Source organism: Enterobacter cloacae complex sp. 382A5 (assembly GCF_050031095.1).
GTDB lineage: Bacteria > Pseudomonadota > Gammaproteobacteria > Enterobacterales > Enterobacteriaceae > Enterobacter > Enterobacter cloacae.
The window spans coordinates 4030876-4055280 of the sequence record NZ_JBLGVK010000001.1; the positions used below are offsets into that span (position 1 = coordinate 4030876).

Genomic DNA, 24405 nt, shown 5'->3' on the forward strand with positions numbered 1-24405 from the left:
ATAGTGATAAACAAAAAATTATATGATTTTTTCCAAAACAATTTTTTTTCCGATAGCAACAACCTCTGAGTCATTTTCATCAAATCGCCCCAACAGAAAAAAAACAACCCCATCATTATGCAGTATATTCTCAATCCATTTTATTAATCGTTTTGGTTGGGGTTCACAAGAATCACTCAAGTCTGGTGATAAATTAGAAAAAAATAATTTCTCTTCAGCATTTATTAGCTGCTGAACCTCACCATAAACAGAACAAGAAATACGACAAGTTCCTGTTAGTATCAACCCACGACCTCCCTTATCAATAAAGGAAGACTTATCTTGAAAACATTCTAACTTCACACCTGAATTTTCAATCAATCCCCATGTTTTTTTATAATTAACTATCGCCGTATCAGGCTGCTCAGGAACTAACTGTACCATCACATGGTAACAACTTAACTCACCACCAGTAACTGTAGAATACATTTCATTTAACAGGAACGCACCAAACTCCCTTCGAGAACAATTAGGTAATTCCCAACTTACGGCTGAAATCTCATCGATACCAGGGAGTAAGCTGCTAAGATCACAAATATCATTTTTGATACTTATGTTTTCAGCATATCGCTTGACATAGTTAGTAGTCATAATGATTACCTTTTTCATCATTAAAATGTGGGCCTCTGTTTTGGCCTGGGTCATCCGTAAAGAAATGACCACCCGCATCATCACGAATATATACTTTCTGTGTTCCGCCGCCAGGTCTGGGTACTTCAAATTCATATATATATCCTGGCTGAGGATTATTTCGTTTATCAACATTTGGATATACTTTACTCGGACTTTGACTTACAGGGATACCTGATTGTCTTTTAGCTTCATTAAAAGCACCAGACCTTGCGGAACCTTCAGGTGATAAGTTTGCAGGTTTATCCAGATAAGCCAAATCATCTTTACTTGGGCCTTCTGGAATCGGTGTAACCGTAGTATTACCGCCAGTATCCGGATTTCCATCAATGTTACCGGTATTGGTTGCACCCTGACCCGAGGACTGGTTATTCCCTGTATTTGAAGGCACATTTCCGGTTACAGTCTGGTCTCCTCCAGTGTTTGACGGCCCCGGATTGATAACCTGCGTACCACCAGTACTGGTGATAGCTTTACCAGTCAGGGACTCATAGGCCGCTTTCTGGGCATCGTTTAACTGGCTGAGCAGGGCAGGGTCATTGAGCGATGCCACATAAATCATGTTCATCTTCTCATCATTCGACAGCGCATCCATTGCCGATGTGGATGCACCTACGCCCAGCAAAGCACCAAGCCCGCTACCGACCAAGCGATCGCGACATGCTGAAATCTTTATACAGCCCTGTGCGGCCAGTTTCCCACCCTGTATTACAGCACTAAGGCTATTATTCTCCACCGCATTCTTCCCGCCCTGAGCCCCCGCAGCCGCTGAAGCCGTGCTGTCTCCCGCTATTCCTCCGGCCATCCCCGCCGATATCGTCGCCAGCGTGCTGACAGTCTGCTTCTGCTCCTCGCTCAGGTCACTCACCGCTTTGCCCGGATACATCGCCTGCATGATTGCACGCGCAGCCAGTTCCCCCGTAGCGGCACCGGCCGCGCCCGCCGCTGCACTGTTCCCCTGCAGTGCCGCAACCGCGCCGCCCAGTATCGCGTGCGCAATGGTGTTGACCGCCGGATTGCCCTCCGTCGATTTCAGCAGATGCGCCAGCTCCGGTGCCGAGGCTCCCGCCAGCGCGCCGGCGATATCTCCGCCCGCCAGTCCCTGAAGCGCAGCCGTCGCCGCCTGAATGCCACGCTGAATGGTGCTGCCCGTGCCAAACTTCGCCTGCTCATCCCTGTACGTCTGCGTCTCTTTCAGTTGCTCAACCGTCAGGTCAGGGTGCGTCTTACGCGCTTCCTTCAGCGCATTCAGCTCGCCCTGCGTTCTGGCGATGTCTGCCACCTGCCCGCCGATATCGCTGATGGCACTCACCTGCGCAAGCCGCTTCTGCTCCTTCTCCTTGTCAAATATCGGGCTGATGCTGTCGTTTGCGTGTTCTGTATCCCGGCTCAGGCTGGCCACATCCTGCTGCTGGTTTTCGGTATCACGGATGGTGATGTTACCCTCGCCCACCGCCGCCTGTGTCGTACCCTCCGCATGACCGCTGCTGCCCGCTGCCGATACCACGCCGCCCGGCAGGTTGCCCTTGAATGCATCACCGCCAAAGTCACCGCCGCCGCTCAGGCTGACGCCGCTGTGGCTGACCTTGTAATCCGCCTCGTTGTGGATATCCCGGAAGCCCAGCGTGCCCGTATCGAGACTGTTTTTGTCCGCCGTCGCCGTTGAGGCAATCACCGCACCGTCAAGCTGCGTGTGGCGTCCCACCGTCACATCAAAACCGCCATCGCCCGCGAAGAGCCCTGTCTGCTCCTGCACCGAGTCATACGTGCTCTTCATTTTGTCCTGGCTGGCACTGATGTAGCCGGACCCCGTCATACTGCCGAACGAGAAGCTGCCGCCTGCCGCCGTGCTGTTCTGCGTCGATTTATAATCGTTGCTGTCCTGCTGGCTGCTCATCCACAGATCGCGCCCGATATCCGCAACGATTTTATCGCCACTCACCTGCGCGCCGTTCAGAATGGCGTCCCGACCGCTGGTCATGGAGACCGTCCCGCCGCTGTCGAGCGTCGTTTCCGTCCAGGCCGTACCGTCGCCCTTTTCACTGCCTTTCGAAGCATTCACATTCGCAAACACGCCGATGCCGTAACCGCTCTTGCCGCCGCCAATGCTGACGCCTGCACCGCCACCGCTGCTGCTGTTCTTTCCTGTCGTCTGCTGTGTGCTGGCCGCACCGCCCAGCACAATGTCGTTCGCTGCGACAAGCGCGGTGTCGCCGCCCGCCTTCAGCTGGCTGCCGCCGATAAGGATGTCGCCGCTGTTCTCCCCTTTCCCTTTTCCGGTCGCGGTAATGGACAGATTATTCCCCGCATTCAGCGTACTGCCCGCAACCGTGTCACTCTGCATGTGCTGCTCGGATTTCGATTTCTGCGAAGAGAGCGAAACGCTGACGCCGATACCGCTGTTGGGATCGCCGTTAATCTGCGCCATTTCTGCACCTTGCGACGCCTGTACGCCTGACAGTGCCGCTTTGGTGGCCTTCAGCGCCGCAAGGCGGTCATCGCTCTCGCCTTTCGCGTCACGTGCCGTCTGCACTGCACTGTTCACCGCACTCCCCGCCGCCCCGGACAGCGCCACTGTCAGCCCGCTGCTCTTCTGCTCAAATTTCTCATCGCGGGTGCGTTTGTCATGCCCCGGCTCAATCACCACGCTGTCACCGGTCAGGCTGATATCCTTCTGCGCGATGATATCTGCCCCGCCGATATGCGCCTGTTTGCCCGCTGCAATCCTGACGTTACCGCCCGTCGAGCCGACGGTGCTGAAGCTCTCGCTCTGGGTGGTACCCTGCTCGCGAAGATCGTGGGTGGACTTGCTGCTGCCGATGGTGAAGCCAATGCCGCCCGTGCCCATCAGGCCGGACTTTTTGGTCTCCTTAAAGCGCCAGGCCGTGTCGGTGTTGGTCGCCGCCACGATGTCCACATTGTTGCCCGCGGAAAGGGCCACATCGCCGTCGCCAGCGACCGCAGAACCTAACACCCGCAGGTTGTTACCCGCCGACACCGTTACATTGTCGCCGCTCAGCAGCGAGCCTTTCTCCCGCGTCGCGCTGTCTTCCTCAATGGTGTGGGTGGTCTTTTTGCTCAGGAAGCCGCTACTGGTTTTAGTTTGTTCCCGATAGCGGTAATCGCTCTCCGTCGCCGTCGTCAGATTTACGTCGCGGCCTGCCGCCACGCCAATATCGCCCTGCGCTGTCACGTCAGCTGCCTGCGCGGTTACGTCGCGCCCTGCGAGGATCACCGTATTCCCCCCGCTGGCAATCTCCGTACCCTGCTGACGAACAGATTCGTCAATGGCGGTTTTTTTCTTCGCCTGGCTGCTGGAGCGTTCCGTCGACGCTTCCGCCAGCAGGTTCACATCCCGACCGGCCTGAATGCCCACATCCCCTTCCGCCGCTATCGCCGCCGCACGGGCATTCACATCGTTACCTGCCTGCAGGGTGAGGTCACCGCCCGCGCTCAGGGTGCTGCCCTGATGCGCGACGGACGCCGTCTCCGTGGTTGCGCGGTTGCGCCCGGCGCGTCCTTCGCTGGTCGCAATCTCGTTGGCGGTGATGTTGATATCATTCTCCGCCGCCATACCCAGGCTGCCACCCGCCGACACGTTTGCGCCGGTCACGTTGATATCCTGTCCGGCGCGCATCGTCAGCCCGTCGGTGGCGGTGATGGAGGCCCTCTTGCCGACATCGGTGCCACTGAAATGCACATTTCCCGCATCGACATTCCACTGCTGTGCGCGGGTGATGTTGTTAATGCTGCCCGCGACGCTCTCCAGCCCTACCGTTTTGCCGCTGATGGTGGATCCGATGTTATTGATATCCCCCAGCGCGCTCAGGTTCAGCCCGCCGCCTGCGCTCAGCAGTCCGGAGTTGAGGTTGCTCAGGCTGTTGCTGCTGTCGATTGAGAGCCCATTCTGCGCCGCAATTGTACTGCCGCTGTTAATGACGTTACCGCCCGCCAGCTGGACGTTATTGCCGCTAATCACGCTGCCGCTGTGCACGGTGACATCCTTCGGCGACAGGTAGACTTTCGGGATCATCACCGTCTGGCCATTGATGATCGCTGACTCCCACCAGAGCATGCTTTTATCGAGTGCAGCAACCTGCTCAGCCGTGAGCGCCACGCCGAATTTCAGCCCCAGCTTTTTTTGTTGCTCTGCGGCGCTGTCCATCAGGTAGCGCATCTGATCGAGATCGGAGCCAATGCCGTTGATATAGCGGCTGCCGGTCTGGTTCAGAATCGCGTTGCTGACGTAACGGGTATCAAACGCCGCGTCGCCGAGGAACCGGTAGTCGCGATCCGGGTTCAGGCCGAGCCTGTCCAGGAAATAGGACGAGCCAAGGAACTGGTTCCGATCGGTATACGCGCTGTTGGTTTCACGCGGTGTGGCACCGGGTGTTATGCCAAGCAGGTCATGCAGTCCATTAAACAAGCTGTCGTCCATGTTGCCGAGGTCATCGAGCTTCGGGTTCACCGTAATCAGATACGGGCTATCGGGATCGGTGGATGGAACAAAATAGCCGTTGTTGCCGGACGGCAGTGGATAGTTACCGCTGCTGCCGTTTTGGTCGGAGAGCGATGAACCGCCGGAGATATCTTTCAGGGCGTCACTCACCGCATCACGCCATTGCGGGGTGGTGATGTCCTGCGCATCCGCTTCGACAAGGGACTGCGCCTGCTCGCCGCTGGTAATGGACTGGTTGCTGAGCGGGGTCAGCGTAGGGGCGGCAATCGTATTGCTAAAGCCGTCCGTGTTGGCGGTGACGAGAGTGTTGCTGATGTCGTTGGTGAAGGTGGCGTGAATATTACCGCCTGCCTGAATAACGGCACGGTAACTCGTTGCTGTTCCCTCGGTTGCAGTGTATCTCTCGCCAGTAGCAAGGTACCGGATGGTATCGTGCACATCCCCTGTTTTTGCCGGGTTAGGCTTCATGCTTCCCAGGCGTCCCTGCGTCTGGGATACATCATAGTGGTAAACCTGATAAGTGATCCGCTTACCCGATTCCCATGACTGATTGTTTAATACGCTCCCGCTTAACGTGGCGTCACGTTGCGCAAGAATAAAACTCGCCTGATTATCAAGTTCTCCCGCAGTAATAAAGAGATCGCGCCCGGAGGCGATCCTGGCGGCTTTGCCCGTCGCGTTTACCCGAACTTCAGACTCAAGAACGGCAAAAGCTTTTTCATAGTATGCTTCGTAAGGTGTCGCCCAGGATTCCGGTTTGAAACCAGGGGCTCCAGTACCACTGCCACCGAAGTCTGTCACAAACCAATCATATTCCTCACGGGGCAACCAGCCTGCTGGGATCAACGCTTCCGTCATTGTTACCCACGGCAACGAAGTCACCGCCTGCTCAGGCAGCACTTCCACATCCAACTGCTCCCATTTATTGCTCAGCAGCCCTGTTGCGACGGTCAAATCACCCTTCTGCGTCTCAATATTCCCGGACGTATTCACCACTTCACTGTTCGCTGCACCCGCCGCATTTTTCTGCATCCACAGGCTATTCCCTGCCAGAATATCGCCGTAGACGTTATGAATACGGTCGGCAAAGAGCTGCATATTATTCGCGGCATAAATCAGTGCGGTATTAAGCAAGGTGCCCACAGCATTCATCGTCAGGCTGCCAGCCGTACCGGTAAAGCCATTTACGGTTATGTCACTCAGGCTGTTAAATACCACGTCGCCGCCTGCCGAGAGGCTACCGGCTGCATTGAGCACAATACGTTGCGCGCTGAACGTGCTGTCACCCTTACCTGCAGTGAACTGGCCGTTGTTGGTTAATACTCCACCCGTGCTCAGAACGAGGCTGTTTCCCTGTAAGGTGCCATTATTGGTGATATCCCCCTGAGCGGTGAGAGACAGGGTGTTGCTGGCGGCCAGCGTTCCACTGAACTCAAGCGCATTTAACAGATGAAGCGTGACATCTCCCAGCGCCACAATCTGTCCGGCGTTTTTCAGCGTGCCGCTGTTGAGCGTGAGGTTACCCGCGCTGAACAAGTTACCGCTGATGGAATGGGTAATCTCATCGCCCTTCACCGTAAGCGAACGGGTACCGAGAGCCGTACCGCTGTTACTCAGTTTTTGATAATTAACCAGCAGGTCTGCACCCTGCAGCATGCCGTCGTTGGTCAGCGTCGTTCCCCGTAGCTCAGCGTTGTCAGTGGCGAGTATCCGCCCACTATTTGCCGCGTTCACCACATCCAGCAGCAACCTCACCGCCTGAAGCAGACCACTGCTGCTGTTCGCCAGTTCCGGTGCGGTCAGCGTGAGCTTGCCACCGGAGAGCATTTTGCCGTCGTTCTGTACGCGGGTGGTGGCCTTCACCGAAGATTCCCCACCGCCCTGCAGCGTGCCCTGATTGTTCAGCGTGGCTGTCGATACCGTCAGCGCATTCTCGCTCAGCAGCACACCGCTGGCGGTATTGTTCAGCGCGCCCGAGGCATTCAGCGTCAGCGCTTCTCCCTGAAGCCGTCCGCTGTTAATGAGTTGCCCGGCGGTAACCGTGGTCGCTTTCCCCTGGATTTGCCCGGCATTCGTTGCATTGTCCGCATCAAGCGTCAACACGCCTGCGCTGAGCAGTTTTCCTCCGGCCTGGTTATTCAGTTGCGTAAGGGCAACCGAAAGCGCATCAACGCCGGTGATCTCACCGCTGTTGTTCAGCGTACTGGCCCCCAGCGTGAGGTGTTTTGCAATCCACTGCCCGCTGTTTGCCAGCGTCAGTGCTGAGAGCGCCAGTTCGCCATTGGAGGTGATTTTGCTGCCCGCTGTCCCGGTAAGGGTGCTGTCGATTTGCGCATCCAGTAAATTTTCTGCCTGGATCGCACCGCCGTTCGTAAGCGCCTGCGCATGAATAAGTACCCGTTTCCCCTGCCATTGCCCTGCGTTACGCAGATCGCCGCCTGTCACGGACAACTCGCCCGCAGTCAGTAACGATCCCGACGCGTCATTTACCAGCGTCAGTAATGGCGCCGCCATCTCCAGGCGGGCGGCCAGCGTCAGGGCGGCAATCCCGGTCAGCGTTCCGCTGTTCGTGATGGTGTCCTGATGCGCGGTGACGCGATTCCCCTGAAGAGTACCGCTGTTGCGCAGCGTCTTTCCGTTAAGCGAAAGGTCACCGGCCGACAACATATTGCCGCTGTTAACGGTATTGACCGCATTCAGCGTGCCGTTGCCCTGGCTCATCAGTTCGCCGGTATTGCTGAGCGTTCCAGCGGTCGTAACGTCAAGTGAGCCGGTCGCGAGGGAACTTCCGCGGTTAGTCCAGTCGTGGGAACGGATGCTGACATCCTGTCCCTGGAGCTGCCCTGCGGTAGCCAGCGTGGTACCTGAAAGGCCGAGCGCTCCCCCCGTCAGCGTGCGGGAGCCTGTCAGTAAATTCAGGATTCCGGCGGTCAGTGATAATGCGCTATCGCCCTGTAACAGACCGGCACTTTCCAGGCGTTCGGCATTCAGCGTCAGGGTGTTGCCCACCATGCTGCCCGCACTGGACACCGACTGTGCCGTGATGCGGTTTGCTCCTTGAGCCAGCAGCATCCCCTCCGCACTGTTCTTCAGCGTCTCGTAATCAATTGCCAGTGAAGTCCCGCTCAGCTCGCCGCTGTTGGTCAGATTTGAACCAGAGAGGGAAAGCGCTGCGTCGCTGGTGATAATACCGGCGTTGTTCAGTTCAGAGAGGGAAAGTGACAGTGCCGACGGGCTGTACAGCACGCCGCTGCTGCGGTTATCCAGCAGACGGGTAACCAGCGACAGCGTTTGTCCGGCGTGGATCAGACCACCGTTAATGACCTCAGGGCTGTCGATTACAAGCGCGGAGGCCGTCAGGGTTCCACCGTTGCTGAGATGGCCGGTTTCAACCTTAAGTCCTGAAGCTGATGATTTCCCCGTATGGTTGAGACTGCTGTCAGCCTTCAACGTCATGTTGCCTTTGGCAGCCTGAGTTCCTTCAAGTTTTGCGTTTTGCACGGCCACGCCGACGCTGTTGCCCTGTGTCTGTGCCGTGGCCGTGGTGTTGAGGCTGCGGCCCTGCACGGTAACGGCGCCACCGGCACTGGTTTCACCAGCAAGTGTGGTATCGGTGTTGTTCAGCGCCACATCCCCGCCGCTGTGGGTCACTGACGTTGCGCTGGCGGTGAACGTCTTCCCTGAGGTGGTGAGCCCCCGGACACCGGAAAGCGTACCGCTATTGACGATCTGCGCCGCGTTCAGCGTTAGCGTGTCATCGCTGATAAGCGTGCCGCTGTTGTTCAGATTGCCGCTGGCGGTTACGGTGGTTTTCCCTTTCGCACCGGTCTCACCGGAAAGCGTGGCATTGCCTGCGCGGATATCCAGCGTGGAGGCGCTCTTCAGCGCGCCGGAGCTGGTGATATCCGTCCCGGAGACGGTCAGGCTGTTGCCCTGAACGGTGCCGGTATTGCTGAATATACCGGTGTTAATCCGGGTATCCGCCACGGCGGCTAATGCGCCATGGTTCGCGAGGCTGCCCGCGCTGACGGCGAGAGATTGTCCGGCGGTTGTGCTGCCTTTCAGTTGGCTGTGGCCAGACGTGGTAAGCGTGATGTTCCCGCTGGCATTTGTTGTGCTGCGGCTCTCCTGCGTCAGCGTCTGCGCGTTGAGGGCAATCTCGGAAGCACTGAGATTTCCCTGCTGCACCAGCTCGCCTCCCTTGACCAACAGCTGCTGACCCGCCACAACAGAACCGTTAAGCGCCGCGTTTTTCTCAGCATTTACGGCAAGATGACGACCCGCGCTTGCCTGGGCATCTGCACTCTGGATCAGGGTGGTCGCGGCAAGCGTAGCGTCATTTGCTGCCGTGAACGCACCGCCGTTTTGCGTCAGCGTGCCGCGGGTTGTTAACTGAAGGTTGTTATCCGCGGCAACGTGAGCCTGGTCAAGCGTCAGCGCCGTCTGGCCGGAGACCGTGACATTGCCACCCGCTTTATGGTCCCCGCGTAACGTTACGTCCGCCGCGCTGACCGTGGTGCTGCCGCTGGCAAGGGTGTTTTTCAGCACCACTTTTCCCGCACTGCTGAGCGCAATATCCCCCTGTCGCGCGTTAAGGTTGCCCAGGTTTACGCCCACCCCCGTTTCACTGGAGACCAGACGGATCCGGTTTGCGTACATGCCGCCCAGCGCGCCGGTGTCTACCGCGACCTTCGGGGCTGTACCTTCACCTTTTAACACATTGACGCTGCCATCCGCCGCTACGCGGTTCGCCCCTGCAACGACACGTAAATCTTTCGCATGCAGTTGCGCGTTGATCTCTGTCGCACGGGAGATGATCGACACCGCATCGCTCTGCGAGCCATTCAGGCCCGCGCCCTCGATGGTGACCGCCCCCTGGGTTACATCAAGAGATTGCAGCTTACCGCTGGCATCAAGCACCGGTTTACCCGTGGTGAGGGTCACATTCGGCGTGTTGATAAATCCGCAGCCGTTACAGGTGATACCGTAGGGATTCGCCACGATGACGTTCGCCGCCTTGCCGGCCACTTCGGTATAGCCCTGCAAATTTGAGCGGTTAGCGCCGGTGACTTCGTTGATGATGCCTTTGGCTTCCTGCCCGGCCTTCAGGTTGGGGTTATTCTGGATAAGCCCGCCAAGCCGGGTCTGGTTAAGCTGCCCGGTCGCGTTATTGAGGATCAGCCCCTCTTTCCCGACGTTGTAGTCGTTGTATTTGTTATGGGAAATACCGGACTGGTTCGGCGTGGCGATGTTCACCACCGGCACGCCGTTGGCCGCCTTATCCATCTGCGTATTGCCGGACGGGGTGATGGATGCCGCCACCGCAGGTAACAGCGGCTGCGTCGCCAGCAGAACGCTCAGTAACGCGCTCAGCGCGCGCTGTGAAAAACGAACCTGATCCTGTTTCATCATCCCTGTCCCTTAGAAAGCCACTGATACGCGGTAGTAAATCGTGAGGTGATCCGGTGCCAGCCAGTCCGGATACGCCATCGGTGTGCCAACGGTAAACTGGCTTGAATAGCCGCGATGAGCCGTCGTCAGACCAAACGCGGCGCCCCACAGCGTGCCGGAGGCGTAACGGTCAAATCCGTCCTTCTTCAGCCAGCCGCCGTCGACTGCCGCCAGCAGGCCAACATCCCCCACCCACGGCAGCGTAAAGAGCGAATAATTGAGTTCATTTCGCCAGTAACCGCCGTTATCACCGGAGAGGTACTGCTCTTTGAAGCCGCGCACGGAGGTCTCTCCCCCCAGCGTCAGGCGCTCGCTGCCGTACAGCCGGTCCGGCGACCACTGAAAATAGACGCTGGTCAGCCACCACAGCCCGTCAGCAACCGGGCGCTGAAAACTGCCGTTGACGCTCCATTTGCGGAACTCGGCTTTCGGCACATCGCCATGTTTGTCGTTATCATCTTCGGCGCCAAACCACGGCACACCCTGAGTGAAGGTCGGGTTCAGGGTCGCCACGCCGGAGGCAATTTTTTGCGTGTGGTTAAGGCCCAGGGAGAAACTTGAAAGTTTGCGGCTGCTGGTAGCCAGCAGAACATCGTCGAGATAGTTATGGTTGATGCGGTGGGTGATGCCCGCCGACACGCCGGTTTTGATATCGCCATTGCGGAACAGGACCCAGGAGCCATTCAGACGGTGGGTTTCGGTGTCGCCCGTCGAACGCCAGAGCCAGCCGTTATTATCGATGGTGCTGAGGTAGTTGCTCCAGCTGTAGCTGTAGTCCAGCAAGCCGTAGCCATAAGGCACGCTGACCCCGGCGGCAAAATTCTGAGCATCATGGCTGTTCGAAAAATCACTGCTGCGCCCGCCGCTGATAAACCACTTATCCGCCAGCCCCAGCAGGTTATTGCCGTACAGCGCGCCATTGAGTTGTCCGGTACCGGTACTCTTTTGCCCGCTGTTATCGAAACTCACTGAACCGCTGAGCGGGAATTCAGGCGAAGCCGTCAGATTGACGATTGAATAGCCCTGCCTGTCGCCGGGCAAAATTTCTATTTCAACCGGCGTCTGGCGCACGCGATTAAGCTGCTCCATGCCCTGTTCGATATCGCGCAGGTTAAGAATTTTCCCTTCGAGGCCAGGGAAGGTCATGCTCAGCGTGCGGGCGGGAACCCCTTCAAGCCGGATTTGCTGGAGTTTGCCTTCCAGTACCGCGAGATGCAGTACGCCACCAGAGAGATCCTGTTCGGTTAAAAATGCGCGGCTGGTGATATACCCCCGGCTGATATACCAGTCAGAGACGGCGTTGGTCAGGGCGTTGAGACGCGCCATATCAAGACACTGGTTCACCCACGGCGCAACCAGGCGATCTTTGGCTAACGGAGAAAGAAGGGTGGTACCCGTCAGCTCAATGCGCGAGATAACAAAACAGGGACCTTGCGGGGTCGCGGCACTGTCGGGCTGAACAGGACGCGGTAATACCACGCTGCGCTCCAGCTCTTCACGCTGGCGCTGGTTTTCATCCAGCAACTGCTGCTGTTGCTGCTGAATAGTATTACGGTCGGCCGGAGACAGGGGGGCCGCCTGCGCAGCACCTGCCAGCAAGGCCATGCCAGCCAGCACCTGTAGTATCGACGTTTTCCCTGTCATCACTGCCACTCCTTGCTAAAAGTCCGTTTTCAGACTTGCCTGTCAAAAAACGCGCAACTTATGTCAAAAAGTAAACAGTGTAAATACACACATTTAATTTAAGGTCTATTTTGCTGCATTTTCAGAATTTAGCGGGTGACACTGCGTAAATCTAAAGAAATCCCCCATCGCGCCGATCATCATCCGTGTGTATTATTTCCTGTAGCGTTTCCAACAACTAACCTTAACTCAAATACTTAAGCGCCAAAGCGAAAGGCATCATGAGCACACCGATCAAACGGCTAGAAATCATTAAAAATGCCATTGAACTGGAAGATGACGACATCATTCAGAGCCAGCTAACCCGGCTGAAAAATGAAGCGTTTGACGATGAGCTACAGGCAATCGTCGTGGCGCTTGAGCAGAAAAACTACACTGCGGCCATCGCCGCGATCGTCGCGTGGCTACAAAGCCAGCGTGCCGTGACGCCATGGCGCGATCCGCAGATCGCCGCGAGCAAACTGGAACTGAAAGCGCTGGAAGAGCGACTGCGCGATCTGATTGACCGCCGTAACGCGCGCGTACAGCAGCTTGATGAGTTCAACGATCTCTATTTCTCCCGCCTGGGCCCGCTGATGCAGCAGATCCTCGCCCTGCGTAAAACGCTGGCCGAGCTGAACCTGCGCCGCCAGCAGGCTGAGGCGCGTCGTCGCGAGGAAGACTATCGCCGCTGTCAGCGCTACATGGCCCAGGCCGTGGAGGTGCTGGCAACACTCACCCAGCGCTGGCGCGAACTTCCTGCCGATTCCGTACAGGCAGCCGAGGCGCGTAAGCATCTGCAGCAGCAAAGTAACCTGATTGCCAACCTGCTTGCCGAGGCGCTGGAGCTGGAGAGCGGCTTAACGCGTGAGGAAGAGCCTGCGCGTCAGGCGCGTGACGAGGCCAACGAAGAGTACGAGAAATACCGCGAGCAGCAACAGGATGCCGAAGTGCGTCTGCGTAAAGGGAAAGATCTTTCACAGGAGGATCGGGACGAGTTGAAACGGCTCTGGCGGCAGGCAAGCAAGTTGTGTCACCCGGATCTGGTGGCAGACGATTTGAAAGAAGAAGCCAACGCGATGATGGTGCAGCTCAACCAGGCCAAACAGCGTGGAGACGTCAAAGCCATTCGTTCTCTGGTGGCGCGCCTGCAGCAGGGCTTCGAGCCGCTGATGGCCAGCGACAGGCTGAACGATCTGGAGCGCATCCGCAAAAAAATGGCTCAGGTTCGCGAGCAGATCGACACCTTAGTGAACGAGCTGGCAGAACTGGAGAAAGAAGAATCCTGGCTGCTGGTGTCGTCGCTCAGCAATATGGAAGCGTACTTCGCTCAGCAGGAAAAGGCGCTGAACGAGGTCCGCGCCTCGCTCGAACATCAGGTGAGCGAAGCGCAGCTCGATTCAGCAGCGTAATTATTTCGCGTGCCAGTACGCGCTGGCACGCACCAGCTGCTGATCGATAGCCTCAGTCTCAAACAGTCGGCTCAGGTTTTTAACCACCTTCCCTTCCCCGGTCAGCCAGATAAAGTAATCTTCCGCCGGAACGTTCAGCGACGCCAGCTGCTCAACCACCGCCTGCTCGCTGTGGCCGATCACCCAGGTGATGTTGAACGCGCTCAGGTGCGCCAGATAATCCTTGTATGATTCATCCCCGACGGTGACCACCGCGTGAAGTTCCGGGCGTTTCGGCAAGCTGGCGATGCCTTCCAGGCGGCGACGCAACGCCGGCATCCCGGACTCATCGCACACATACAGCTGCCAGGCGTAATCCTCCGGTACCACCAGCGAACCGCGCGGGCCACCAATCGTCAGCCTGTCGCCCACTTTCGCCTCTAGCGCCCACTGGCTGGCAACGCCACCGTCATGCACGAAGAAATCGAGCGCCAGCTCATGCTTCGCGGCGTCGTACAGCGGCGTGTAATCCCGGCTTTGCGGGCGCACGCCGTCGCCCCAGTCAATGCCCTCGTCGGTGACCACCGGTGGCACAAACGTCGTTCCCGGTGCCGGGAAAAACACTTTGGTGTGATCGTCGAAACCGCGGGAGCTAAAGCCCTCCAGCGCTTCGCCGCCTAAAACTATGCGCTGAAAACCAGCGCTTACGCGCTCAACACGGAGCACGGTCAGTTCACGAAAACGCAGTTCGTTACGCACGCGTTGTGGATAGCGGGTGGTTGCCATGTTAAGACCCTTCTCAGGTGAATACGATATATCTAAATTGATTTTAAATGATAATGATTGCTAATCAGCAAGAATGCAAGATCTTTTAGATTGCATCTGAATATATCTTAGATATAGTTTAGATATATCAATTTACGAGGCACACTATGCGACACGAACATGATGGCGGCGGACGTCGACCGCGCTTTTTTGGTCACGGCGATCTGCGGCTGGTGATTCTGGATATTCTGACCCGCAACGCGAGCCACGGTTATGAGCTGATCAAAGAGATTGAGAACCTGACCCAGGGGAACTACACCCCGAGTCCTGGCGTGATTTACCCGACGCTGGATTATCTTCAGGATCAGGCGTTTATCACCATTACGGAAGAAGAGAATGGGCGTAAGCGCATTGCCATCAATGCGGCAGGACAGCAGTGGCTGGAGGAAAACCAGGAACAGCTTGAGCAGATTCAGGCGCGTATCAAAGCCCGCGCGGTCGGTTTCCAGCTACGCAAAAACCCGCAGATGAAGCGGGCACTGGATAACTTCAAAGCGGTGTTAGATTTGAAGGTTAATCAGGGAGCGCTCAGCGACGCGCAGCTTAAGCAGATCGTTGGCGTGATCGACCGCGCGGCGCTGGAGATCTCCCAGCTGGATTAAGCCGGTGCGTGCGCGCTCACGCGGAAGACGCGTACCAGCTCTTTCAGGTGCATCGCCTGCTCGTTGAGGGAGGCCGCCGCGGCAACAGACTCCTCCACCAGCGCGGAGTTTTGCTGGGTGGTGGCATCAATCAGGCCAATCGCGCTGTTAATCTGCGAGATCCCCTCTGTCTGCTCGTGGCTGGCCTGGCGGATCTCACGCAGGATCACATCCATCTCTTCCACGTTGCCCACCATGCCATTGATAAGCTCGCTCGCCTTCTCGACCAGGTTCATCCCGTCCTGCGTCTGGCTGGTGGAGCTTTCAATCAGCTCACGGATCTCACTGGCTGACGAAGCACTCTTCTGCGCGAGCTGGCGCACTTCACCAGCCACCACCGCAAAGCCACGACCGTGCTCGCCCGCCCGGGCCGCTTCCACCGCCGCGTTCAGCGCCAGAATATTGGTCTGGAAGGCAATGGCATCGATCAGGTCGATGATGTCGGACATCCGGTTCGAGGTCTCGTTAATCAGGCGCATTTTGCTGGTCACCTGCTTCATCATCTCACCGTTGTTTTTGACCACCTTCGCGGCATCCGCCGACAGGTTGGTCGCTTCTCCGGTATGCGAAGCGGTGTTTTTCACCGTCGCGGTGATCTGCTCCATCGAGGCGGCGGTCTGCTCCACAGAGCTGGCCTGCTCTTCCGTGCGCGCAGCCAGATCCTGGTTCCCGGCGACAATCTGCGCGGCGGCGCTGGAGATATTCTCCGAGCCGGTCTGCACCTGCTGCACAATGTCCAGCAGACGCGTTTTCATCTCCATCAGGGCATGCAGCAACAGGCCGGTTTCGTCTTTACCGTGCGAGGTGATACTGCCGGTGAGATCGCCATCCGCAATCGCCGCCGCAAAATCCACGGCCTGGCCCAGCGGACGGGTAATGGAACGCACGATAAACCAGCCAATCAGGCTGCCTGCCGCCACGCTGAAGAGAGTAATGAGGATGAGCAGCAGACGGTTGCTCCTGAAATCACTTTCCACCTGCACCCCGGCGTTCTGCATCTCAGTGTTCTGAATCGCAATCAGCTGCTGCACTTTGGCTTTATAGGCCTGCTGCAGTTTGAGGGTGTTGGTCATCATCTCCTGAAGCGCCCCGGCGCGATCGTGATTCTGCACCGCCTGCAAAATACGATAGCGCGAGTCCAGATACTGCTGGCGCACGCCGCGTATCTCGGCGAGCACCTGCTGCGATTGCTGATCCTGCAGCACGTTGTTCAGCTCACCGAGGAGCACCGTGATGTGCTCACTAATCTCTTTAAGATGCTGCTGCGACTGCGCCGTGTACGTTCCCTGTTCATCCAGCAGCATGAGCTGCTGAGTGCTAATAAATTCCTGGAAGTTATCGATTAACTGGTTCGCTTTTACCGTGGTTGGATAATCACTGGTAATAATGGATTGCATCCCGTTGTTTGCCCGGTTCAGACTCATTAAAGACAAACTCGCGCTCACCACCATCAGGACAATAAAGAATCCAAACGCCAGAAATAATTTCGTGCCGATTTTTACGTCATGTAAGAACATATTTACTCCATCGATGTAATTATTTCTCAGACGATCACCGTTATCGGTAACGAAACCGCTAACTTTATGACTTTGATCGTTTTTTTATTTCATAACCATCACAATGGATAGGCAGAGGCTATTAATATAGCCGTATCGATCGTTACTCAACCACCAGACGGGGCATTTCTGAAATAGCATCGGGGAAAAATGACTTAGGCAGGGATAAATAACTGAGTCACTTTCTTTAGTTATTTAATATAAAATTAACAATAAATCGCAAGAATAATTACAAATGAAGCGACGAAAGCCGTTTACGCCTGGCAGAATAAACGGCTTTTCTGGAACATTACAGATTCAATGGAGAACCGTCACTGCATCCTGAAGACGTCCGGCCCGGTGCTTTACCATCGCGGAGATCTGCGCACTCTCTTCAACCAGATCGGCGTTTTTCTGCGTGATGCTGTCCAGTTCAGCCACCGCGCGGGTTAACTCCGAAAGCCCGGTAGCCTGTTCAGAGGTGGCATGGCTAATCTGCGCGATCAGCTGCGTGACGTTTTTCACCTGCTCAACGATATCATCCATGGTGCGCCCTGCGGCGTGTACCTGCTCGGAGCCGGACTGTACCTTACTGGCGCTGGCATCAATCAGCTTACGGATATCATTGGCGGCGTTAGCACTGCGGCTGGCAAGATGGCGAACTTCCCCTGCCACCACCGCAAAGCCTTTTCCCTGCTCACCGGCCCGTGCCGCTTCTACCGCCGCATTCAGGGCGAGGATATTGGTCTGGAAGGCAATATCGTTGATCAGGGTGGTAATGGAGCCGATACGCTGGGTACTGTCGGCGATATCGTCCATGGTTTTGACCACCGTCTGCATCGCGTTCCCGCCTTTGGTCGCCGCACTGCTGGCGGCTACGGAGAGCTTATCGACCTCGGTGGCGGTTTCAGAATTACTCTGAACGGAGGCCGCCATCTGGTTCATCGTCGCCACGGTCTGCTGCACGTTTGCAACGGTCTGACGCGTGCGGTCGTTCAGATCCTCATTACCCTGCGCCAGCTTGTCGCTGCCGTCGCGCACGCTCACCACCTGGCTTGATACGTCATTGATTAACCAGCGACACATCAGCCCCAGTTGCCCCACCGCGCGAAGGGTCAGGCCCAGTTCGTCGCTGCGGTTCAGGTGCTGCACGCTATTGCGCTCGCCGGTTGCCACCTTCAGCGCCTGTCGCGCCACGTTCTCTACCGGCCGGACAATCTGCTGTTCAAACAACAACGTGCCCAGCAGCATCATTATCGCTGCTGCGACCAACGACACCCAGCCTGCTGAGGTTGCCACAAGCGTGGCGGCGAGCGCGCCAAAGAGCACCGCCATCACGCCGCGTACCCGCCAGCGCAGCGGCATTGCCGGCAGCTTTCCGAACCAGCCCTGACGCACCACCAGCCCTTTATGGATCCGTTTGGTACAGCGTCCGGCATTCAGGGCCTTATAGAGTGGCTCCACGGTGGCGATCTCTTCTGCCGTCGCTTTGGTGCGAATCGACATATAGCCGGTGACCTTCCCGTGGCGCACCATCGGCACCGCGTTGGCGCGCACCCAGTAGTGATCGCCATTTTTACGGCGGTTTTTGACAATTCCGCTCCACGGCTCGCCCTGTTGCAGGGTGTACCACATATCGGCAAAAGCGGCTTTAGGCATATCAGGATGGCGCACCAGATTATGCGGCTGACCCATCAGCTCATTAAGCTGATAGCCACTCACCTGAACAAAGGTGTCGTTAGCATGAGTCAGATAGCTGTGGACGTCTGTGGTAGACATTAAGGTGGTGTCATCGTCCAGAAGATATTCATTCTGGGTGACATAGGTTGGAGAGGACATCGTGAGCATCCCTTGCAGGTTATTTGAATGTTAATTTTGTGGTTTATTGTTTTTTCGGCGGTAAACAATTTATCTTTAGTTGTTAAACTTGATGGAGATCGCAGATTTCACTTAAACCGCACTTTTTGTGAGATTTTATAATTGATTGATTTTAAATACTTTCACAATGAAATTACCTGCAAAGGATGATCTGTTAACGCCCACTTAAGTCGCACCGTCTGCACCCCCCTGGTGCAATTGACCCCATCCACGTCTTCCTGCCCCCGTTTTCCGTACCGCTAAATCCCGTCTGGAAAACATCGGCATGATTAAATATTGCGCAACATTATTTTAACCTGGTGTTTATCCCGATTTTCGTTAAGTCCGCTGAAGTGGCGTAATCCCTGCAATACTTAACGCAGTATCATGTGATACGCGATCCCCGGGAGCATATTTTGAACAGGTTACCTTCCAGCGCCTCGGCTCTTGCCTGTACCGCGCACGCACTGAATCTCATTGAGAAGCGAACGCTTGATCATGAGGAGATGAAACAACTTAACCGAGAGGTCATCGATTACTTTAAAGAGCACGTCAATCCAGGTTTTCTGGAGTATCGCAAATCTGTTACCGCCGGCGGGGATTACGGAGCCGTAGAGTGGCAAGCGGGAAGTCTGAATACGCTTGTCGACACCCAGGGACAGGAGTTTATTGATTGCCTGGGTGGTTTTGGCATTTTCAACGTGGGGCACCGTAATCCAGTAGTGGTTTCCGCCGTACAGAATCAACTCGCGAAACAACCTCTCCATAGCCAGGAACTGCTCGACCCGCTTCGCGCCATGCTCGCGAAAACGCTGGCAGCCTTAACGCCCGGCAAACTGAAATACAGCTTCTTCAGCAACAGCGGCACGGAATCGGTCGAAGCGGCGCTTAAGCTCGCCAAAGCGTACCAGTCGCCGCGCGGGAAATTCACTTTTGTCGCCACCAGCGGCGCGTTCCATGGTAAATCCCTGGGCGCCCTGTCTGCGACCGCCAAATCCACCTTCCGCAAACCGTTTATGCCGCTGCTGCCGGGCTTCCGCCACGTGCCGTTCGGCGACATTAATGCCATGCGCACCGTGCTCAGCGAATGCCGTAAAACCGGCGATGACGTAGCCGCGGTGATCCTGGAGCCGATTCAGGGCGAAGGCGGCGTGATCCTGCCTCCACAGGGCTATCTGCCTGCCGTACGTCAGCTGTGCGATGAGTTTGGCGCGCTGCTGATCTTCGACGAAGTGCAGACCGGCATGGGGCGTACCGGCAAGATGTTCGCCTGCGAGCACGAGAATGTTCAGCCGGACATTTTGTGTCTGGCGAAAGCGCTCGGCGGCGGCGTAATGCCGATTGGTGCGACGGTTGCCACCGAAGAGGTCTTCTCGGTGCTGTTCGACAACCCGTTCCTGCATACCACCACTTTTGGCGGTAACCCGCTGGCCTGTGCGGCCGCGCTGGCCACCATCAACGTGCTGCTGGAGCAAAACCTGCCTGCGCAGGCGGAGCAGAAAGGCGACATGCTGCTGGACGGTTTCCGTCAGCTGGGACGTGAATACCCGGATCTGATCCAGGAGGCACGAGGTAAAGGGATGCTGATGGCTATTGAGTTTGTTGATAACGAAATCGGCTATAGCTTCGCGAGCGAGATGTTCCGCCAGCGGGTGCTGGTGGCCGGCACGCTCAACAATTCCAAAACCATCCGCATTGAGCCACCGCTGACGCTGACCATTGAGCAGTGTGAGCAGGTGCTGAAGGCGGCACGTAAAGCGCTGGCGGCACTGCGCGTGAGTGTGGAAGAGGCGTAAAAAAAAGCCGGGTGGCGCTGCGCTTACCCGGCCTACTACACCAGCCCGGTAAGCGTAGCGCCACCGGGCTGCTTTTTATCGGTGAAACTCCGCCACCGTCATGGTAAAGCGCAGCACCTTTTTTCCCTCATTGGCATAGCCGTGCGCGGCTTCCGTTTTCGCCACCGCCGATGCCCCGGCAGCAACCTGCGTAACCGTCTCGTCCACCGTCAGGGTTAATATGCCTTCGTTCACGTGCAGCAGCTCAAAGGTGACCGCCGGATGCCCCGAAGAGGTAAAACGCTCTCCCGGCTGCATCTCCCACTGCCATAGCTCAATCATATCCGGGCCCGCGGTTCCTGCCAGCAGTCTGGCGCGTCCGCCCTTTTCCCCCTGCCACAGCACCGGGATCGCGGCTTCTTCGATAACGTGCACCAGCGGCTCGCTGGAGACGTTAACGATATCCGCCACTGAGATACCGAGCGCGGCAGCCAGCTTGCACAAAATGGCGATGCTGGGGTTGGCTGCGCCCTTTTCGATCTCCACCAGCATGCCTTTGCTGACGCTGGCACGCCGCGAGAGCTCATCCAGCGACAGTTTTTTCTCTTTACGCCAGTTGCGTATGCGGTTCGCTACGGCCAGGCTTACCTGGGCGATATCGGCACCCTGTTCAGTCATTATATTGACTTTTTCAGTCATTGGTCACTACCATGGTATAAAACAGTCAATACAGGATTATTTATGTCTCTCGTTACGCCGTCAATAGACCCGCGCCTTGCCGCAATTGCCCCGGGCTTTCGGGCGCTGAGCATTCTGGTGGAAGCTGCGCCGGTTACCCACCCGGAAGTCGCTCCGGCCGTGCTCACGCAAGCCTGCCAGCAGATGCTTAATGATGATGTGCCGTGGGCTGACGCGCACCTTTCCGGCTGGGATGAGGTATTTAAGGCCTTCGGCGCAAAACCGAAACGTACGCCCTGCTCGGCATCCGCCTTACGTAAGCGGGTCTTAAAAGACGGCTCGCTGCCACCGCTCGATCCGGTGGTGGATATCTACAACGCGGTGAGCATTCGCTACGCCATCCCGGTTGGTGGAGAAAATCTTGCGACTTATTCAGGCGCGCCGCGCCTGACGCTGGCGGACGGCAGCGAGCCGTTTGATACCTTCAAAGAGGGGCAGCCGGTGGTGGAATACCCGGAGCCGGGCGAGGTTATCTGGCGCGACGACCTCGGTGTTACCTGCCGTCGCTGGAACTGGCGCCAGGGTATACGGACGCGTCTTGACAGTCAGGCGCAAACCATGTGGTTTATTCTGGAAAGTCTGCCGTCAATGCCGCTTACGGCACTGGAAGAAGCCGGAGCGGATCTGATTGATAACCTGCAACGTCTGATGCCGGGTGCAGTGGTGCACAGGCAGTTACTGACCCTGTAAGAGGATAAAAAATGTTTCGTGGAGTCAGCGCATTTCCGTTAACGCCCCTGAAAAACGGCACGTTTGATGAGCAGGCCTTTACGCATCTGCTCTCTCCTGTGGTTGAGGCAGGCGTGGATTCACTGGGCATTCTTGGCTCGACCGGGAGCTATGCCTATCTGACCGTTGAAGAGCGTGCCCGGGTGACACGCTGTGCGGTGGAACATGCCGGTAACATACCGGTTATCGTCAGCATCGGCGCAATGCGGCTGGACGATATTCTGCGTCTGGCTGACGACGCGCAAACGGCCGGAGTCTCCGGCGTGCTGATGGCACCCGTGTCGTACCAGCGATTAACGGATGAGGAAGTATTTAAGCTCTATGAAACGGTGACCCGCCAGCTCTCCGTACCGCTGTGCATTTACGATAACCCTGCCACGACCGGTTTTGCGTTTAGCGATGAATTGCTGTTTGCCGTCGCATCTATGCCAAATGTGGGCTCCATCAAGCTTGGCCGCGTGCCGGAGGACCTGTCGCAGGTACGTGCCCGGCTTCCTGATACGGTCACACTGGGTATCGCCGGTGACTGGCGAGCAGCCTCAGCCTTGCAGGCCGGGTTTGACGTCTGGTATTCGGTTCTCGCGGGGTTGTTCCCAAAAGCGGCGCTGGCGATAGCGCGTTCGGGGAAAAGTACAGAGTCAGAACGGTTAGAGCCGCTATGGGATCTGTTCCGTCATTACGGTAGCGTAAGGGTCATCGCGGCAGCGGCGGAAATGAGGGGAAAAGTGGCAACACCCGGCTTGCCGTTCCCGTTGCAGGCAATTCAGGGAGAGCCGCGCGAGGCGCTTTCAGCGATCCTTGCGGAATTGGAACTGGCCTGAAAAACGCCGGGTGGCGCTGCGCTTACCCGGCCACACCGCATCATTCATAAAGTAATCATTCTCAGGAATGGTTGAGAAAGCAACGTCCCCGCCCTCGCAGTTTGTCCTCTGTCTACGTGTAATTAACCCGGTAAAAATACGTCTTCTCGACTCTTAATAGAAATCATAAGATTGAATAATAGTAGCGCTAAAATTATAATGCGTAGATTCATTTGCGAGGACGTTTAAGCTATGCAGTACCTACTTGACGGGATAGTGCATTATAATGATGAATCGCGCATTTTAACCGATAATAAACGCGAAGTTGAGCTTTCACTGGCGACGTCGCGATTATTAAATGCACTTATTGACGCCAATAATTCTCAGGTCAGCCGTACTGAACTCCTTGAAAAAGTCTGGGAAGAACATGGTCTGGTTGCTTCTGATAACAACCTGAATCGAAACATATCTCTGTTGCGAAAAGCATTTCTTGAATTCTCGCTTGAAGACAAAATCGAAACAATACCAAAGCAAGGATTTGTACTGCACTGTCAGTGTAACCGTGTTAGTACTACACGTAGTAGCACGTACGAAAAATTTAAAAAAATCTGTTCCTCGCACAAAGGTTTTTACATTAGCACAATAGCATTAACCGTTTTAATGGTGAGCACCATCACTGCCTTTTATTTGTACCATTTAAACGATAGCACTATGCATAAATATAAGTCAGTCGGATTATGTGATGTCTATACTGACGAAAATGGCGTCAAACAAGAGAATATTGACTCATTTTTTAATACAAATTTATGGCAAAGAATCACATTAAAATGCCAGCAATATCCCAAAAATATCTATTTTGATGACAACAGAGCGCCTTTAAAAAGCAAGGTGTACTCAACTCACATTGCCCTGTGTGGCAAACAAAATACAGGGAAAGGACATGAATGCGAAAACTTCGTCAATATTAACAACAATTAATATTGTTTTATGCCTGTTGATGCTTCCCTTGCTTGCAATGGGAATATACAAGCTTGTTGGTGTTTATGATTACCTACCGATGAACTGTATGTCGACGGTACATATCAACTATGAAGATTCAAATAATGTCCAGCAAGGGATTAATGGAAATATCAAAATTGTTTTCCACATTACCAACGATGGTCTCGTCACGGTGAGCGAATACGGCACGTTGAACTATTATGGTAAAGAGTATCTTGTCGATCGTACAGGAAACATGACCATCGACACAGACGTGCAAAACGGATTCCATAAAGTTACGAAAGGTAAATTTCTTGCTAATCCGCAGGATAATGCACCTTCTGTGCTGGTTGAGAAACTCACCTCAAGCCAGCCTGTCCTGCACTATAAGATCCAGAAGCTTGACACCAAAACCTGGCGAATAAGCGATTTGCAGCGTGCCATATTTATTTGCCGAAAATGAGTTTATTGACGCAAGCACATGACTCATTGTGCTAATGTTATGATTGCAAGACAGATGTATATATTGTTAAATCAAAAAATAAAACTCGCACTTAACTCTTAACAAAAATCCAACCAGAAAGCAATTGGAGCAACCATACGTTCATCTAAACAAACACTCTACACGCCAAAAAATCAGAACAAAAACCTTATTAAATGTTATTTTTCTTGATTTAATTCTACTTCCTCTACTTTTCTCATACTCTTTCCTTCACTTCTTTTATTCTGCATTTTTTTATTTTGTATTTCTAATATCCCTCATAAAAGAATTGTTTGAATTTATTTCGAAAGTATTATTTAGCCAACTTTTTGGTGACGATGCTTTTATCTGTAAAGCATAGAAATCCATTTCATAAAATGTCAAAAACCCTAACAGGCGAAACAACAAAGTGAG

The 24405-nt window shown here is 55.4% G+C and carries 14 protein-coding genes; 7 read left to right on the forward strand and 7 right to left on the reverse strand.

Annotated features, from left to right (window positions below):
• Positions 1–18: 18 nt before the first annotated feature.
• Genes ACQG2G_RS19060 through ACQG2G_RS19070 form a run of 3 tightly spaced genes read right to left on the reverse strand, consistent with a single transcriptional unit; the run spans position 19 to position 12223 of the window.
• Positions 19–630, reverse strand: a complete 612-nt coding sequence (locus tag ACQG2G_RS19060; protein ID WP_248078704.1) for a hypothetical protein — start codon at positions 628–630, stop codon at positions 19–21.
• Positions 620–10537, reverse strand: a complete 9918-nt coding sequence (locus tag ACQG2G_RS19065; RefSeq protein ID WP_248766910.1) for a hemagglutinin repeat-containing protein — start codon at positions 10535–10537, stop codon at positions 620–622. Before ACQG2G_RS19065 ends, ACQG2G_RS19060 begins: the two co-directional genes overlap by 11 nt.
• A 12-nt stretch (positions 10538–10549) precedes the next feature.
• A complete protein-coding gene (locus ACQG2G_RS19070) occupies positions 10550–12223 on the reverse strand; it encodes a ShlB/FhaC/HecB family hemolysin secretion/activation protein (RefSeq protein ID WP_095453217.1) in 1674 nt (557 codons plus the stop codon).
• A 260-nt stretch (positions 12224–12483) separates the two neighbouring features.
• Between ACQG2G_RS19070 and ACQG2G_RS19075 the strand changes: the two genes are divergently transcribed.
• Positions 12484–13653: a DNA repair protein gene (locus tag ACQG2G_RS19075; protein WP_248766648.1), complete on the forward strand. Its 1170-nt coding sequence runs from the start codon at positions 12484–12486 to the stop codon at positions 13651–13653.
• On the opposite strand, the gene ACQG2G_RS19080 is transcribed toward ACQG2G_RS19075, so the two are convergent.
• Complete coding sequence (locus tag ACQG2G_RS19080; RefSeq protein WP_214554757.1) at positions 13654–14418, reverse strand: siderophore-interacting protein; 765 nt, start codon at positions 14416–14418, stop codon at positions 13654–13656.
• 146 nt (positions 14419–14564) lie between these two features.
• On the opposite strand from ACQG2G_RS19080, the gene ACQG2G_RS19085 reads away from it, so the two are divergent.
• Positions 14565–15059 carry a PadR family transcriptional regulator gene (locus ACQG2G_RS19085; protein WP_013098824.1) on the forward strand — a complete coding sequence of 165 codons (495 nt, stop codon included), beginning with the start codon at positions 14565–14567 and terminating at the stop codon, positions 15057–15059.
• On the opposite strand, the gene ACQG2G_RS19090 is transcribed toward ACQG2G_RS19085, so the two are convergent.
• A complete protein-coding gene (locus ACQG2G_RS19090) occupies positions 15056–16615 on the reverse strand; it encodes a methyl-accepting chemotaxis protein (protein ID WP_013098825.1) in 1560 nt (519 codons plus the stop codon). The genes ACQG2G_RS19085 and ACQG2G_RS19090 overlap by 4 nt on opposite strands.
• A 336-nt stretch (positions 16616–16951) precedes the next feature.
• The gene (locus ACQG2G_RS19095) at positions 16952–18472 is read right to left on the reverse strand and encodes a methyl-accepting chemotaxis protein (protein WP_013098826.1); all 1521 of its coding nucleotides are present in this window, start codon (positions 18470–18472) and stop codon (positions 16952–16954) included.
• A gap of 434 nt (positions 18473–18906) precedes the next feature.
• On the opposite strand from ACQG2G_RS19095, the gene ygjG reads away from it, so the two are divergent.
• Positions 18907–20286, forward strand: coding sequence for a putrescine aminotransferase (gene ygjG / locus ACQG2G_RS19100; protein ID WP_013098827.1), 1380 nt, complete (start codon positions 18907–18909; stop codon positions 20284–20286).
• A gap of 75 nt (positions 20287–20361) precedes the next feature.
• Here the strand turns inward: ygjG and ACQG2G_RS19105 are convergent, their stop codons facing one another.
• Positions 20362–20964: a helix-turn-helix domain-containing protein gene (locus ACQG2G_RS19105; protein WP_248766649.1), complete on the reverse strand. Its 603-nt coding sequence runs from the start codon at positions 20962–20964 to the stop codon at positions 20362–20364.
• A 42-nt stretch (positions 20965–21006) separates the two neighbouring features.
• Between ACQG2G_RS19105 and ACQG2G_RS19110 the strand changes: the two genes are divergently transcribed.
• The 4 genes from ACQG2G_RS19110 (at position 21007) to ACQG2G_RS19125 (ending at position 23973) form a co-directional block, all read left to right on the forward strand.
• Complete coding sequence (locus ACQG2G_RS19110) at positions 21007–21693, forward strand: B3/B4 domain-containing protein (protein WP_013098829.1); 687 nt, start codon at positions 21007–21009, stop codon at positions 21691–21693.
• Positions 21694–21704: 11 nt separating this feature from the next.
• The gene (locus tag ACQG2G_RS19115; RefSeq protein ID WP_248766650.1) at positions 21705–22553 is read left to right on the forward strand and encodes a dihydrodipicolinate synthase family protein; all 849 of its coding nucleotides are present in this window, start codon (positions 21705–21707) and stop codon (positions 22551–22553) included.
• Between the two features lie 231 nt (positions 22554–22784).
• Positions 22785–23510, forward strand: coding sequence for a winged helix-turn-helix domain-containing protein (locus tag ACQG2G_RS19120; RefSeq protein ID WP_348595945.1), 726 nt, complete (start codon positions 22785–22787; stop codon positions 23508–23510).
• Positions 23473–23973 carry a hypothetical protein gene (locus ACQG2G_RS19125; protein ID WP_038985752.1) on the forward strand — a complete coding sequence of 167 codons (501 nt, stop codon included), beginning with the start codon at positions 23473–23475 and terminating at the stop codon, positions 23971–23973. The genes ACQG2G_RS19120 and ACQG2G_RS19125 overlap by 38 nt, the downstream gene beginning before the upstream one ends.
• Positions 23974–24405 lie beyond the last annotated feature (432 nt).

Bases quoted from the DNA above. Each gene is read 5' to 3' on its own strand.
- ACQG2G_RS19115 (WP_248766650.1), top strand. From the start codon at position 21,705: ATGTTTCGTGGAGTCAGCGCATTTCCGTTAACGCCCCTGAAAAACGGC.
- ACQG2G_RS19120 (WP_348595945.1), top strand. From the start codon at position 22,785: ATGCAGTACCTACTTGACGGGATAGTGCATTATAATGATGAATCGCGC.
- ACQG2G_RS19070 (WP_095453217.1), bottom strand. From the start codon at position 12,223: ATGACAGGGAAAACGTCGATACTACAGGTGCTGGCTGGCATGGCCTTG.
- ACQG2G_RS19080 (WP_214554757.1), bottom strand. From the start codon at position 14,418: ATGGCAACCACCCGCTATCCACAACGCGTGCGTAACGAACTGCGTTTT.
- ACQG2G_RS19065 (WP_248766910.1), bottom strand. From the start codon at position 10,537: ATGAAACAGGATCAGGTTCGTTTTTCACAGCGCGCGCTGAGCGCGTTA.
- ACQG2G_RS19105 (WP_248766649.1), bottom strand. From the start codon at position 20,964: ATGACTGAAAAAGTCAATATAATGACTGAACAGGGTGCCGATATCGCC.
- ACQG2G_RS19090 (WP_013098825.1), bottom strand. From the start codon at position 16,615: ATGTTCTTACATGACGTAAAAATCGGCACGAAATTATTTCTGGCGTTT.
- ACQG2G_RS19060 (WP_248078704.1), bottom strand. From the start codon at position 630: ATGACTACTAACTATGTCAAGCGATATGCTGAAAACATAAGTATCAAA.
- ACQG2G_RS19075 (WP_248766648.1), top strand. From the start codon at position 12,484: ATGAGCACACCGATCAAACGGCTAGAAATCATTAAAAATGCCATTGAA.
- ACQG2G_RS19095 (WP_013098826.1), bottom strand. From the start codon at position 18,472: ATGTCCTCTCCAACCTATGTCACCCAGAATGAATATCTTCTGGACGAT.
- ACQG2G_RS19085 (WP_013098824.1), top strand. From the start codon at position 14,565: ATGCGACACGAACATGATGGCGGCGGACGTCGACCGCGCTTTTTTGGT.
- ACQG2G_RS19125 (WP_038985752.1), top strand. From the start codon at position 23,473: ATGAATGCGAAAACTTCGTCAATATTAACAACAATTAATATTGTTTTA.
- ACQG2G_RS19110 (WP_013098829.1), top strand. From the start codon at position 21,007: ATGTCTCTCGTTACGCCGTCAATAGACCCGCGCCTTGCCGCAATTGCC.